At 73.2% G+C, this 13,972-nt stretch carries 11 protein-coding genes; 5 read left to right on the forward strand and 6 right to left on the reverse strand.

The window, feature by feature from the left end; translation table 11 throughout:
• Nucleotides 1–458 precede the first annotated feature (458 nt).
• Together AB0E98_RS31730 and ptsP are read left to right on the forward strand one after the other, a co-directional pair.
• On the forward strand, nucleotides 459–908 hold the full coding sequence (locus AB0E98_RS31730) for a PTS glucose transporter subunit IIA (RefSeq protein WP_311610670.1): 450 nt from the start codon (nucleotides 459–461) through the stop codon (nucleotides 906–908).
• Nucleotides 909–1,005: 97 nt separating this feature from the next.
• Nucleotides 1,006–2,676 carry a phosphoenolpyruvate--protein phosphotransferase gene (gene ptsP / locus AB0E98_RS31735; RefSeq protein ID WP_361709440.1) on the forward strand — a complete coding sequence of 557 codons (1,671 nt, stop codon included), beginning with the start codon at nucleotides 1,006–1,008 and terminating at the stop codon, nucleotides 2,674–2,676.
• Nucleotides 2,677–2,745: 69 nt separating this feature from the next.
• On the opposite strand, the gene AB0E98_RS31740 is transcribed toward ptsP, so the two are convergent.
• Nucleotides 2,746–3,633 (reverse strand): hypothetical protein, encoded by an 888-nt coding sequence (locus AB0E98_RS31740; protein ID WP_361709442.1) that lies wholly within the window; start codon nucleotides 3,631–3,633, stop codon nucleotides 2,746–2,748.
• 88 nt (nucleotides 3,634–3,721) lie between these two features.
• Nucleotides 3,722–5,728, reverse strand: coding sequence for an acetoacetate--CoA ligase (locus AB0E98_RS31745; RefSeq protein WP_361709445.1), 2,007 nt, complete (start codon nucleotides 5,726–5,728; stop codon nucleotides 3,722–3,724).
• Between the two features lie 209 nt (nucleotides 5,729–5,937).
• Between AB0E98_RS31745 and AB0E98_RS31750 the strand changes: the two genes are divergently transcribed.
• Together AB0E98_RS31750 and AB0E98_RS31755 are read left to right on the forward strand one after the other, a co-directional pair.
• Nucleotides 5,938–8,295, forward strand: coding sequence for a glycoside hydrolase family 31 protein (locus AB0E98_RS31750; protein WP_361709447.1), 2,358 nt, complete (start codon nucleotides 5,938–5,940; stop codon nucleotides 8,293–8,295).
• Between the two features lie 66 nt (nucleotides 8,296–8,361).
• Nucleotides 8,362–9,147 carry a M15 family metallopeptidase gene (locus AB0E98_RS31755; protein WP_361709450.1) on the forward strand — a complete coding sequence of 262 codons (786 nt, stop codon included), beginning with the start codon at nucleotides 8,362–8,364 and terminating at the stop codon, nucleotides 9,145–9,147.
• A gap of 7 nt (nucleotides 9,148–9,154) precedes the next feature.
• Here AB0E98_RS31755 and AB0E98_RS31760 read toward each other — a convergent pair whose 3' ends face one another.
• From AB0E98_RS31760 to AB0E98_RS31775, 4 genes are all read right to left on the reverse strand, one after another.
• Nucleotides 9,155–9,763 (reverse strand): ATP/GTP-binding protein, encoded by a 609-nt coding sequence (locus tag AB0E98_RS31760; protein ID WP_361709452.1) that lies wholly within the window; start codon nucleotides 9,761–9,763, stop codon nucleotides 9,155–9,157.
• Nucleotides 9,764–9,906: 143 nt separating this feature from the next.
• Nucleotides 9,907–10,413: a DUF742 domain-containing protein gene (locus AB0E98_RS31765; RefSeq protein ID WP_361709454.1), complete on the reverse strand. Its 507-nt coding sequence runs from the start codon at nucleotides 10,411–10,413 to the stop codon at nucleotides 9,907–9,909.
• An 8-nt stretch (nucleotides 10,414–10,421) separates the two neighbouring features.
• The gene (locus AB0E98_RS31770) at nucleotides 10,422–10,883 is read right to left on the reverse strand and encodes a roadblock/LC7 domain-containing protein (protein ID WP_361709457.1); all 462 of its coding nucleotides are present in this window, start codon (nucleotides 10,881–10,883) and stop codon (nucleotides 10,422–10,424) included.
• Nucleotides 10,880–13,141 (reverse strand): nitrate- and nitrite sensing domain-containing protein, encoded by a 2,262-nt coding sequence (locus tag AB0E98_RS31775; RefSeq protein ID WP_361709460.1) that lies wholly within the window; start codon nucleotides 13,139–13,141, stop codon nucleotides 10,880–10,882. The genes AB0E98_RS31770 and AB0E98_RS31775 overlap by 4 nt, the downstream gene beginning before the upstream one ends.
• A 263-nt stretch (nucleotides 13,142–13,404) precedes the next feature.
• On the opposite strand from AB0E98_RS31775, the gene AB0E98_RS31780 reads away from it, so the two are divergent.
• Nucleotides 13,405–13,788, forward strand: a complete 384-nt coding sequence (locus AB0E98_RS31780) for a hypothetical protein (RefSeq protein WP_361709463.1) — start codon at nucleotides 13,405–13,407, stop codon at nucleotides 13,786–13,788.
• Nucleotides 13,789–13,972 lie beyond the last annotated feature (184 nt).

A 13,972-nucleotide genomic window follows, 5' to 3' on the forward strand; every position in this document is an offset into this window, starting at 1 on the left:
GCGTTGACTTTTGGCACGCTGTTGAGTTCTCAAGGAACGGACGCTTCCTTTGTACTCACCCTCTCGGGCTTTCCTCCGGGCTTCCCTTCGGTGTTCCACCACTCTATCAGGAGTTTTCCGCCCCCGTTTCCGCTCCGTTCACCTCGCATACACAAAGGCATGCAGGCACACAGCAGCGGATCCAGGGAAAGGATCTCATCCATTGGAGTGCCGCCCCCGCCTCGCCAGCAGCTTGCTGCGGGCCTCGGTGGTGGGCAGGAACCCGACAGTACAGCGACTGCCAGGTCGAGGCAAATCGATTACGCACCGCACACGGTTCCCGCCCCGGCTCCTACGCGTGCGCAGCGCGCACGCTCGTGCGGAATCCTCAGTTCCTATGACTTAGGCTTCCGACCAGTGCGCCGTCCAGGACAGGTAGTGACGGCGCGTGATGATTCTCCACCTCTGGGAGGCTTCCCATGACCACCGTGTCGTCCCCGATCGCCGGACGCGCCATCGGACTCGCGGCAGTGCCCGATCCGGTCTTCTCCGGCGCGATGGTGGGACCCGGTACCGCTATCGACCCGGTCCGTGAGCCGCACGCCGCGGTTTCCCCGGTCGACGGCGTCATCGTCTCGCTCCACCCCCACGCCTTCGTCGTCGTCGACGGCGAGGGCCACGGAGTGCTGACGCACCTCGGCATCGACACCGTTCAGCTCAACGGCGAGGGCTTCGAGCTGCTCGTCAACAAGGGCGACACCGTCACGCGCGGCCAGGAGATCGTGCGCTGGAACCCGGTCGCCGTCGAGGAGGCCGGCAAGTCCCCGGTCTGTCCCGTCGTCGCGCTCGAGGCGACCGCGGACTCGCTGGGCGACGTCGTCGAGGACGGCGACGTGAAGGCCGGCGACGCCCTCTTCTCCTGGCAGTGACCTTTCACCTTCGGTGATCTTGAGCCGTCCGGCCGGACGGCGCGTACGACATCCACCGCGGCGGCCATGAGCCGCCGCATCCAACCGGAGACGTGAAATGGAGACAACGCTGCGAGGCGTCGGCGTGAGCCACGGTGTGGCGATCGGCGAGGTCCGGCACATGGGCACGGCGGTCCTGGAACCGCCGGCCAAGCAGATCCCGGCGGACGAGGCGCCGCGTGAGCAGGGGCGCGCGCGACAGGCCGTCGAGGCCGTCGCCGCCGATCTGATCGCGCGCGGCAACCTGGCCGGCGGCGAGGCCCAGCACGTGCTGGAGGCCCAGGCCATGATGGCCCAGGACCCCGAGCTGATGGCCGACGTCGATCGACGCATCACCGTCGGCAGCACCGCCGAGCGCGCGGTGTACGACGCGTTCGCCGCCTACCGGGCGCTGCTCGCCAACGCCGGTGAGTACCTGGCCGGCCGGGTGGCCGACCTCGACGACGTGCGCAACCGCATCGTGGCGCGGCTGCTGGGCGTGCCGATGCCGGGTGTGCCGGACAGCGACGAGCCCTACGTGCTGATCGCGCGGGACCTGGCTCCGGCCGACACCGCGCTGCTGGACCCGGCGCTGGTGCTGGGCTTCGTGACCGAGGAGGGCGGGCCGACCAGTCACTCCGCCATCCTGGCGCGGGCGCTCGGGGTGCCGGCCGTGGTGGCGCTGCCCGGCGCCGGTGAGCTTGCCGAGGGCACGGTGGTGGCCGTGGACGGCAGCACGGGTGACGTCTTCGTCGACCCGAGCGAGGAGAAGCGCGCCGAGCTGACCAAGGCGGCCGAGGAGCGGAAGGCGGCGCTCTCCGCGTCGTCCGGTCCGGGTGCGACGTCCGACGGTCACAAGGTGCCGCTGCTGGCGAACATCGGTGGTCCGGCCGACGTGGCGGCCGCGGTCGAGGCGGGTGCGGAGGGCGTGGGCCTGTTCCGTACCGAGTTCCTCTTCCTGGACGACAGCGCGAAGGCGCCGTCCGAGGCCAAGCAGGTCGAGGCGTACCGCGCGGTGCTGGAGGCGTTCCCCGAGGGCCGTGTGGTCGTGCGCGTGCTGGACGCGGGCGCGGACAAGCCGCTGGACTTCCTGACCCCGGCCGACGAGCCCAACCCGGCGCTCGGCGTGCGTGGTCTGCGGACGCTGCTGGACCACCCTGAGGTGCTGCGCACTCAGCTCACCGCGCTGGCCAAGGCGGCCGAGGGGCTGCCGGTGTACCTCGAGGTCATGGCCCCGATGGTGGCGGACCGCACGGACGCCAAGGCGTTCGCGGACGCGTGCCGCGAGGCCGGGCTCCGGGCGAAGTTCGGTGCGATGGTGGAGATCCCCTCCGCCGCGCTGCGGGCCCGCTCGATCCTTCAGGAGGTCGAGTTCCTCTCGCTGGGCACGAACGACCTGGCGCAGTACACCTTCGCCGCCGACCGTCAGGTGGGCGCGGTCTCGCGTCTTCAGGACCCGTGGCAGCCGGCTCTGCTCGACCTGGTGGCCGTGTCGGCCGAGGCCGCCAAGGCCGAGGGCAAGAGCTGTGGCGTCTGCGGTGAGGCGGCGTCCGACCCGCTGCTGGCCTGTGTGCTGACGGGTCTGGGTGTGACCAGCCTGTCGATGGGCGCGGCGTCGATCCCCTATGTGCGGGCGACGCTGGCCAAGCACACGCTGGCGCAGTGCGAGCGGGCGGCCGCGGCCGCCCGTGCGACGGACTCGGCCGAGGAGGCCCGTCTGGCCGCGCAGGCGGTGCTCTCGGGCGAGTAAGGCCCTGTCACGCCATAAGTGACGAGTGAGGGGTGTCCCACCTGCCGGTGGGGCACCCCTCACCTCTTTCTATTCGAGCTGTTCGAGCTGGAGGCCCGCCAGATAGTCGACTCCGGGCTCCGGGGGTACGGGTTCGCCGGTGCGGGTGTCGGTGCAGTAGGCGGCGAAGACCTCGCCCGCCGTCAGGGGGCGCAGTCCGTCGCCGTCCAGGCACCAGCCGCGGACGGTCTCGGGCTCGCCGGGACGGTTGGTGCGGAGGACGACGCCGCCGGGGCTGCCCAGGGTGATGCCCGCCGCGAGGACCGTGCAGAAGAGCAGGGCCGCTGCTTCCCCGAGCCTCAGCAGTCCGTCGTGGCACTCGGCTTCGATGACGGCGACCAGCGGGGTGTTCGCGTCGTCGGGCGCGGAGACGCTGCACACGAGGTGGTGTCTGCCGTCGCCCGCCGTTTCGACGATGCGGCGCAGGAGCTTCGATGCCCTGGCGAAGGCGGCCCGGCCGGCGTCCTCGCCGGGTTCGAGGAGGGCGGAGGCGTATTCCCAGGTCGCCTGTTGTTCGGCTTCCCGGACGAGGTCGGGCAGCAGGTGAGCGAGGGGGCGGCCGTCGTAGGTGAGGGTGGCGCCGGTCGCCGCGATGTCGGCGGTGTAGCGGGTGCGGCTGGTGGGGGTGTCGGGGTCGAGGCGGGTGTCGGCGCAGTACTCCTCGTAGGCGGTGGGGTCGAAGAGGGCGAGGCTGATGTGGGTGCCCTGGGCGGCGAGTGCTCTGAGCAGGCCTTCGACCTGCCGGAGGTAGCCGGCGTGGTCGTCGAAGCGGAAGCTGCGGTATCGCCGCATGGCGGCGAAGTCCGTCTCGTCGGCGAGGACGGCCACGGTGCTCGGTGTTTCGTGGCGCAGCCTTTGTCGCGCGGTCGGTCGCTTCGGGCCGTTGCCGGTCGTGCGGCCGTTGTCGGTGTGCGGCATGAACTCCCCCTCGGCGCTACGTGAACCAATGCTCACTCAGCGTAACCAAGGGCACTGACAACGGCCCTCCGCGCTCCGTTCGCCCAGGTCAGCCGCGTTCGCGGGCCAGGCGCTCGTAGAAGCCCAGCAGTTCGGCGTTGTCGACGGACCCGGGGTTGACCGCCTTCTCCAGGGGGGTGCCCTGAAGGAGGCGCTTGACCGGGACCTCGATGCGCTTGCCGGTGAGGGTGTGGGGGACGGCGGGGACCTCGATGACCTCGTCGGGAACGTGGCGCGGGGAGAGCTGCTCGCGGATGGTGCTCTTGATCTTCGCGAGCAGGGTGTCGTCCAGTGTCGCGCCCGGTGCGAGGTGGACGAAGAGGGGCATCCAGTAGCCGCCGTCGGGCTGTTCGACTCCGATGACGAGGGACTCGCGGATCTCGGGAAGGCGTTCCACGGCCTCGTAGATGTCGGCGGAGCCCATCCGTACGCCCTGGCGGTTGAGGGTGGAGTCGGAGCGGCCGTGGATGACGACGGTGCCCCGGGAGGTGAGGGTGATCCAGTCGCCGTGCCGCCAGACGCCCGGGAACATCTCGAAGTAGCTCTCGCGGTAGCGGTGGCCGTCGGGGTCGTTCCAGAAGTGGATCGGCATGGAGGGCATGGGGTTGGTGACGACCAGCTCGCCGACCTCGTCGACGACGGGCTTGCCCTGGGCGTCCCAGGCCTGGAGGTCGGTGCCCAGGCAGGGGGCCTGGAGCTCGCCGATGTACACGGGGAGGGTGGGGACGGCGCCGGCGAAGCAGCTGCACACGTCCGTGCCGCCGCTGACGGAGGCGATCCACATGTCCTCGGAGACCTCGTCGTGGATCCAGCGGAAGCCGTCGGGCGGCAGCGGGGAGCCGGTGGTGGCGACGCAGCGGACGCGGGAGAGGTCGAAGTCGCGGCCGGGGTGGACGCCTGCCTTGCGGCAGGCCATGACGTAGGCGGCGGAGGTGCCGAAGAGGGTGGTGCCGGTGCGTTCGGCGACGCGCCACTGGGCGGCGGTGTCGGGGTGGCCGGGGCTGCCGTCGTAGAGGACGACGGTCGCGCCCACCAGGAGGCCGGAGACGAGGAAGTTCCACATCATCCAGCCGGTGGAGGTGTACCAGAAGAAGCGGTCGCCGGGGCCGAGGTCGCAGTGGAGGGAGAGCTGCTTGAGGTGTTCGACGAGGATGCCGCCCTGGGACTGGACGATGGCCTTGGGCAGTCCGGTGGTGCCGGAGGAGTAGAGCACCCACAGGGGGTGGTCGAAGGGGAGCTGTTCGAAGACCGGCTCGGTGTCGGCGGCGGTCAGGGCGTCCCACTCCAGCGTGCCCTCGGGGGCCGGGGTGCCGAGCAGCGGGATGTGGACGACGGCGCGCAGGGTGGGGAGCTCGGCGCGCAGCTCGGCGACGACGTCGGCGCGCTCGTGGCGCTTGCCGCCGTAGTGGTAGCCGTCGACGGTGAAGAGGACGACGGGTTCGACCTGCTGGAAGCGGTCGAGGACGCTGCGGGCGCCGAAGTCGGGGGCGCAGGAGGTCCAGACGGCGCCGACGGCGGCGGTGGCGAGGAGGGCGACGACGGCCTGCGGGACGTTGGGCAGGTAGCCGCTGACGCGGTCGCCGGGGCGGACGCCGAGGCGGCGCAGCTCCGCGGCGAGCGAGCCGACCTGGCGGCGGAGTTCCGCCCAGGTCACGGGGCGGGGGTCGTGGGTCTCGTCGACGTGGAGCAGGGCGGGCTCGTCGGCTCGCGCGGGGTCCTCCGCGGTGCGCAGGGCGTGCTCGGCGTAGTTGAGGGTGGCGCCGGGGAACCAGCGGGCGCCGGGCATGGCCCGGTCGGCGAGGACGCGCTCGTAGGGGGTGGTGAAGCGGACGTCGCACCACTCGGTGACGGCCCGCCAGAAGGTCTCCGGTTCGGCCACGGACCAGCGGTGGAGGGCCGCGTAGCTCTCCACGGGGTCGCCGGGGACGGGGGCGGGCGCGCCGTGGCGTTCGGCGGCCCGGGCGTGGAAGCGGGTGACCTGCGCGTTCGCGACGCGGTCCGCGCCGGGCCGCCACAGGGGCGCCGGCTGGTCGACGGGCTGCGGTGCGGTGGTCATGTGGCTGCTCCCGGGCTTCTGCGCGTCGTGGGCGGAGCTGTGCGCACGAACGGGGTGCGCGCGTGCGGTGGCTGTGAGGACGATGCCATGTGATCGACTCGTGCACCAGGGCCGGTGTCACACCGTCGCGGGAGGGGCACGTCCTTGCGGGGGTGAACGGGGGTTGAACGGTGCGCGGAGCGGCCCGGGCGGGTGGCAGGGTGAGCGGCATGGACGCGGGTGACCTTGTGCGATCGGTGAAGTGGATGGCCTCGTTGCGGGCGGTGGGGAGCGCGCAGGGGCTGCGGTCCGTGCGGTCGGCCTGGCGGCGGCACCGGGTGGACGCGGTGGCGCTGCCCCGGCAGGGGGCGGCGCGGGCCCGGGTGCCGGGGGTGGCGGAGGGCGCGGATCCGGAGCCGGGGGGCGGGGTGGTGCGGTTCGCCCGTTCCTCGCTGCGGGTGCGGGTGGCGGCGGGCGGCGCGGTGTTCTGCGGGTGGGACGGGGCGGTGCCGGAGCCGTCGTACGCGCTGGCGGGCGGCTGCCCGGAGGCGGACGAGCGGGCGGTGCTGGAGCCGGACACGGACGGCGGCTGGCGGGTGGTCTCCGAGCGGGTGCTGGTGGCGGTGTCCCGGCACGGCACGGTGGAGGTGCGTACGCCGGGCGGGGTGGTGCTGCGGCGCGACCTGGCGCCGCGCTGGTGGGAGCCGGCGGGCGCGGAGGGGGGCGGGCGGTGGGTGCAGCGCTCGGAAGTGGCGGCGGACGCGCGGTTCTTCGGGCTGGGCGGGCGGGCGTCGGGGCCGCGGCTGCGCGACGGCGTGTACCGGCTGTGGAACACCGATCCGGGCGGGGCGTTCGGGCCGGGGGACGATCCGCTGTACATCACGATGCCGGTGCAGCTGGTGGTGGCGGACGCGGGGACGCACCTGGTGTTCCACGACAACACCTGGGACGGCCGGGTCACCCTGTGGGAGGGCGAGGAGGGCGCGGGCTCGGGGCACGACCGGCCGGGGCGCTGCGAGACGCGGATGGAGGGCGGCCCGCCGCGCTACTGGGTGATGGTGGGCACCCCGGCGCGGGTGCTGCACGGCTGGGCGGCGCTGACCGGGGGTGCCGCGCTGCCGCCGGCGTGGGCGCTGGGCCATCAGCACGCGCGCTGGGGCTTCGGCAGCGAGCGGGAGGTGCGGCGGGTGGTGGCCGGCTACCTGGAGCGGGGGCTGCCGCTGTCGGCGGTGCACCTGGACATCGACCACTACCGGGGGCACCGGGTGTTCACCGTGGACCGGGAGCGCTTCCCGGATCTGCCGGGGCTGGCCGCCGAGCTGAAGGAGGAGGGGGTGCGGCTGGTGTCGATCGTCGATCCGGCGGTGAAGGCCGAGCCGGGGCTGGCGGAGTACGACACGGGGGTGGCGGCGGGGGCGTTTGTTCAGGACGCGCGGGGGCGTGAGGTGCGCGGCGAGGTGTGGCCGGGCGAGTGCGTCTTCCCGGACTTCACGGATCCGGGGGCGCGCGCGTGGTGGGGCGGGCTGTACGCGGAGCGGCTGGCGCAGGGCTTCTCCGGTTTCTGGCACGACATGAACGAGCCGGTGTCGTTCGCGGCCTTCGGCGATCCGACGCTGCCGCGCTCGGCGCGGCACGCGCTGGAGGGCCGGGGCGGCGACCACCGCGAGGCCCACAACGTGTACGGGCTGGCGATGGCCCGGGCCGGGTACGAGGGACTGCGGGAGCTGCGCCCGGACGAGCGGCCGTTCCTGTTCTCGCGCTCCGGCTGGGCGGGGATGCAGCGCTACGGCGGCACGTGGTCGGGGGACGTGGCGACGGGCTGGCCGGGGCTGCGGGCATCGCTGGCGCTGGTGCTGGGGCTGGGGTTGTGCGGGGTGCCGTATTCGGGGCCGGACGTCGGGGGGTTCACGGGGTTCCCGTCGCCGGAGCTGTATCTGCGGTGGTTCCAGCTGGGCGCGTATCTGCCGCTGTTCCGTACGCACGCGGCGATCTCGGCGGGGCGGCGGGAGCCGTGGGAGTTCGGGGCGGAGGTGCTGGAGCACGCGGGGGCGGCGCTGCGGGAGCGGGCGCGGCTGCTGCCGTACTTCGTGACGCTGGCGCATCTGGCGCAGCGCACGGGGGCGCCGTATGTGCGGCCGGTGTGGTGGCGTTCGCCGGAGGACCGGGCGCTGCGGGACTGCGAGGACGCGTTCCTGCTGGGTGATTCGCTGCTGGTGGCGCCGGTGCTGGAGCTGGGGGCGGACCGGCGGGCGGTGCGGCTGCCGCGCGGGCGCTGGTACGACACGGCGACGGGGCGTCCGTACGAGGGGCCGGGACAAGTGCTGCTGGACGCGCCGCTGTCGCGCGTTCCGGTGCTGGCGCGGGCGGGTTCGGTGATTCCGGTGGCGGGTGCGGACGGGGAGGTGGAGCTGGAGGTGTGGGCGCCGGCTCCGGGGCGTACGGGGGGTGGGGTGCTGATCACTGATGCGGGGACGGGGTGGGAGGGGCCGGAGGTGGTGCGGTTTACCTCGCGGGCGCGGGGTGGGGTCGTGACGGTGGAGCGGGAGGGGGCGGAGGAGGTGGGGTATCGGGTGCGGGTGCGGGGGTGAGCCTGGGGCCCGCTGCGCGGGTACGGCCCCTTCCGTACCGCCCCCGGAGCTGGTATTCCCGTGGCCATGTCGAGATTCTCCGCGCTCTGTCGCGCGCTCGTCCTTCCGTTCGCCGCGCTCACGGCCCTCGCCTCCGCGCCCGCCGCCCAGGCGGCCCCGTCCGGGCCGAAGCCGCCCCCGGGGTTCGTCGCCCTCGCCGACGTCGATCCGACGATCGTGCAGGAGATGCGGTACTTCACCCCGCACAACTTCACCGGCCACCGGATCGACGGCTACGAACGTCCGCGGTGTCTGCTGACGCGCCCGGCCGCCGAGGCGCTGCGGCGGGCGCAGCGGGTGCTGTTGCGGCAGGGGCTCTCGCTCAAGGTGTACGACTGCTACCGGCCGCAGCGCGCGGTGAACGACTTCGTCGCGTGGGCGAAGAATCTGGGCGACGAGCGGATGAAGACGGAGTTCTATCCGCGGGTGGCCAAGTCGCGGCTGTTCGAGGACGGCTACATCGCGGCGAAGTCCGGGCACAGCCGGGGCAGCACGATGGATCTGACGATCGTGCGGTTGCCGGCGTGGCCCACGCGTCCGTATGTGCCCGGTGAGCCACTCGTGCCGTGCTTCGCTCCGCGGTGGCAGCGTTTTCCCGACAATTCCCTGGACATGGGGACGGGTTTCGACTGTTTCGACACCCTCGCCCACACCCTCGACCCACGGATCCAGGGGCAGCAGCGCGCCAATCGGCTGCGGCTGAAGTCGGTGATGGAGGGGGCGGGGTTCGGCAACCTCCCGGAGGAGTGGTGGCACTACACGCTGCGCGGTGAGCCGTACCCGGACACGTACTTCGACTTCCCGGTCCGCTAGAGGTTTGTCAGACCGTTGCCGGGGTTCGCGCCGTGATGCCCGTCGCCAGGGCGTGTTCGACGACGGAGACCAGGACCCGCTTCACCGATTCGCGTTCGCGGGCGTCGCACATCACCACGGGCACCTCGGGGTCGAGGTCGAGGGCGTCGCGCACGGCCTCGGCGGAGTGGCGGGGGGCGTCGTCGAAGCAGTTGACGGCGAGGGTGAAGGCGATGCCGCGCCGTTCGAAGTAGTCGACGGCGGCGAAGCAGTCGGCCAGGCGCCGGGTGTCGGCGAGGACAACGGCGCCGAGGGCGCCCTGGGCCAGTTCGTCCCAGAGGAACCAGAAGCGGTCCTGGCCGGGGGTGCCGAAGAGGTAGAGGACGAGGTCTTCGCGGAGGGTGATCCGGCCGAAGTCCATGGCGACGGTGGTGGTGCGCTTGGCCTCGACGCCCGAGGTGTCGTCGACCGGGCGGCCCGCCTCGGTCAGCAGTTCCTCGGTGCGCAGGGGCATGATCTCGCTGACGGAGCCGACCAGCGTGGTCTTGCCGACGCCGAAGCCGCCGGCGACCAGGAGCTTGAGGGTCAGCGGCGCGGCCTGGGGCCGTATTCCGCGGTCGGGGCGCCCGAAAACCATGGGATTTCCTCCGAATTCAGGGTCGGTGCGACATGGCGCTCCCCCGTGGTCGTGCCCCCCGTGCTCCCCCTCGGTAGTGATCGTTCCGTACGGACGGCGGTCTGTTCAAGCCCCTTTCGGCCTCTGCCGTGGGCCGGCCGGCCTCACAGGGCGCGCAGGCCGTCGATCACCTCGCGCAGGATGCCCGCGTCGGGCAGTTCCGCCGGCGGGACCGGGCGGGAGGCCCGGACGTACCCGGCGTCGATCAGATCGCCGACCAGGACCCGGACCACGCCGACCGGCAGATCGAGCGTGGCGGCCAGCTCCGCGATGGAGTGGGGCTCCCGGCGGGCGAGGTCGGCGATGTCGAGGTGCTCCGGCGAGAGGGTCCGGTCGGCGATCGCGTACGCGCCGCCGGGGTGGGCCAGCAGGAACTCCTCGGCGATGACGAGCGCGATCAGGTCGAGCCGTCCCTCGGCCGGGGCCTTTGTGCGGCCCCGGGTCATGGTGTACGGGCGGACCACGGGGCCCGCCGCGTCGTCGTACCACTGGGCGGTGTGCTCGCCGCCGGGCGCCGAGCCCGGCCGGGCGGCCGGACCCCACCGGCCGGTGGTCCCGGCCGTGGGCCCGGAGGGTGTCTGCCGCGGGAACGCGGTGGGGTCCTCGGTCATACCACCGGTCACTCGCCGGCGACGCCGGTGCGCGGAGCGGTGGCCAGGTGCGCGCCCACCCGCTTGACGAGCAGCGTCATCTCATAGGCGACCTGGCCGATGTCGGAGTCGGCGTCGGCGATGACGGCCAGACAGCTGCCGTCGCCGGCGGCGGTGACGAACAGGAACGCCCGGTCCAGCTCGACCATGGTCTGGCGGACCTCGCCCGCGGAGAAGTGGCGGCCCACGCCCTTGGCGAGGCTGTGGAAGCCGGAGGCGACGGCGGCCAGGTGCTCTCCGTCCTCCCGGGACAGGCCCTTGGAGGTGCCCTTGGCCAGGCCGTCGCTGGAGAGCACCAGCGCCTTGCCGATGGTGCCGACGCGCTCGACGAGGTCGTCGAGGAGCCAGTTGAGCGCGCCGGATCCGGCGCGCGGGCTGCCCTCGCCCGTCGCCGACGGAGTGTTGCCTATCGCGGCCTGGTGCGCGGTCATCGACCGTCCCCCTCAGTTGTCGTTCCTGGTGCTGTGGTGCTCGTCGTCATCTCATTGTCCTCCCGTGCCCGTTGCCAGCCGCGCTGGAGGGCGGCCATGCGTGCCCGTACCTCCTCGGCGTCGCGGTCGGGTTCCGGGCCGGGACGGGTGCGGGCGGCCGGCGCAGGGGCGGGCTCCCGCAGCTGTGGGGCGAGGCTGGCCTGCCGGACGCGCCGGGGCAGGCCCCCGGTGGGGGTGCGCTCGTCGTGGGGGCCGTCGGCGGCCTGCTGGTGGGTCTCCTCGTCGGGGAACGCCGCGCGACGGGCCGGGGGGCGTACGGGGGGCCGGCCGCCGGTGTCCTCCCGGTCGGCCCGTCCGCCGCTCCGGGCGATCTCGGTGAGCAGCGCGGACGGGATGAGGACGACGGCGGTGGTGCCGCCGTACGGGGAGGGCTGGAGGGAGACGCGGACGCCCTGGCGGCGGGCGAGCCGGCCGACGACGAACAGGCCGAGGCGGTCGGTGTCGGACAGCTCGAACTCGACAGGATCGGCGAGGCGGAGGTTGGCCTCCAGCAGCGCGTCGGAGCCCATGCCGAGGCCGCGGTCGTGGATCTCCAGGGCGAAGCCGTTGGGGACGCGCTCGCCGAGGACGTGGACGGTGGTGTGCGGCGGGGAGAAGGCCGTGGCGTTCTCGAGGAGTTCGGCGAGGAGGTGGGTGAGGTCGGCGACGGCGGGGCCGTCGAGGGCCAGCCGGGGCAGTCTGCGCACCTCGATCCGCTCGTACGCCTCGACCTCGCCGACGGCGGCCCGGACGACGTCCATCAGCGGGACGGGCTTGCGCCACTGCCGGGAGGGGGCGGCGCCGGAGAGGATGACCAGGCCCTCGGCGTGGCGGCGCATCCGGGTGGTGAGGTGGTCGAGGCGGAAGAGGTCGGCGAGGTGGTCGGTGTCCTCGGTGCGGCGCTCCATGGCGTCCAGCAGGGTCAGCTGACGGTGAAGCAGGACCTGGCTGCGGCGGGCGAGGTTGACGAAGACGTCGGAGACGCCGCGTCGCAGGTCGGCCTGTTTGACGGCCGCCTCGACGGCGGCCCGCTGGAGGGTGTCGAGGGCCTGGCCGACCTGGCCGAGCTCGTCGGGCCCGTGGGCGGGCCGGGGGACCTCGGCCTCGACGTCGACGCGCTCGCCCGCCGCGAGGCGGCGCATCACGCCCGGCAGCCGGACGCCGGACGCCTCGTGGGCCTCCTTGCGCAGCCGGTGGAGGTCCTTGACGAGGCCCCGGCCGACGCGGAAGGAGATGACGACGGAGCAGACGAGGGCGATCAGGCCGAGGACGCCGGCGACGACGGCCTTGGCGATGACGCCGAGGGCGACGGGCCGGACCCGGTCGCTGAAGCGGTCGATGGCCTCGATGCTCATCCGGCCGAGGTCGTCGAGGACGGGCGTGACGGTGGTCTGCCAGCGCCGGGCGTCGATGGCGTGCGGGGCCCGGGCGGAGCCGGCGAGGACGACGGTGTCCTCGGCGGCGCGCAGCGCCTCGGCGTTGGTGCCGCGCCAGTAGTCCTCGTAGGTCTTCTGCTCGGCGACGGGCAGGACGGCGAGGTGAGTGTTGTAGAGGGTGCGGCGTTCGGCGATGTGGTCGGAGAACGCGCGTAGATCCTGACGGCTCATGCTGCCCGCGGCGAGGGCGGCGGCCAGCAGGGCGTCCTCGCGGGCGACGGCCTCGCGGGCGCGGCCGAGGCCCACCATGGCGCGGCTCTGCCGGTCCGTCTCGGCGTCCTGGAGGGCGGCGAGGCTGCCGAGGAAGTCGTAGTAGGGCTCGACGATGTCGTTGTACGCCTGGAAGGCGGCGTAGCGGGTGAGGGTGTCGTCCTCCACCTTGCGGCGGACGCCGGGGAGCCCGTCGAGGGTCTTCTCCAGGATGCGGAAGCGCCGGGCGGCGGTGGGGCTCATGTCCTCGCGCACGTCGCCGTGGATGCCGGCGCGGAAGGCGGCGACCGCCTTGTCGGTGGCGCGCTGCTCGGCGCGCAGTTCGCCCCGGACGTCGGCGCGGCGGGGGTCGGCGAGGTGGACGAGGGTCTGCCGGCGCTCCTTCTGGAGGGTGCGGACCATGTCCCCGGCGGGGTAGCCGACGGTGCGCATGACGTCGGCCGCCTCCATCAGCTGGACGGCCTCGTTGCCGGTGATGACGGTGGCGAAGGCCCACAGACCGGTCAGGGACACCAGGGGCACCAGGAGCAGCGTCACGATCTTCCGGCGGATCGACTTCCCGCGAAAGCGCATGGCCTCCCCTACGTCAACCCCGGCGCACGGGGATGGTGTTCCGATGAGATCGTGGCGACAGTGAGTGCGCCGCGAGCCTACTACTGCCACGCACTCGGCTCGAAGAGCAGTACGTCCGGGGCACATCGGTCTGGCCGGATTTCTCCTCGCAACGGGGAACCTTCCGGGCGTCCCGTTCGCTCTTCCCTCACAGGGGAGGCGGGGCTGTTCCGGGCGCTTCGGGAGAACCCGTGCGGGGCAGCCACAGGGGGAGGTGAGCCGCCATGGACCTGGAACGTGACGTCTCGTCCCATGACTCGGGCGCGCGCAGGTTGTTGTGGGTCGAGGAACCGGCGCGCAGGCCGCGTATGCCCGATCCGGTGCGTTCGTCCGCCGTGCGGGCGGTCCTCGTCATCGCGGGGACGCTTGAGGTGACCACCGTGACGGTGCTGTTCGCCCTCGCCGGGGTATGGCTGGTCCTCCCGGCCGTGCTGTGCGCGGTGGGGGGGACGGTGGCCGCGACGTGGGCGGTGCTCGATGTGTGGGTGACGCGGCAGGTGTGGCGCCAGCGGCACGGCGTGGTGTCCGTGCCGAGCAGTTCGGCCCGGGCGGTGCGCAAGGCACGACGCGCGCGGTTCCCCGGGGCGGTCAGCCCGGAAAGGTTGTAGGCGCGGTGGGCGTGGGCGCGGCGGCCGCGGGGGCGTGGGCGGGCGGTTCGGGCAGCCAGTCGCGCGCCGGTCGTACTCCAGTCGGCGGCCGCGCCCGGCTTCCCCGGCGCAGGCGGCGGTGAGGCCGCTCGGTCAGGCGCTGGTCAAGGTCGAGGCGTTCGCGCCGAACCGGGGCGGGACCTTC

Source organism: Streptomyces sp. NPDC037389, assembly GCF_040636475.1.
GTDB lineage: Bacteria > Actinomycetota > Actinomycetes > Streptomycetales > Streptomycetaceae > Streptomyces > Streptomyces hesseae.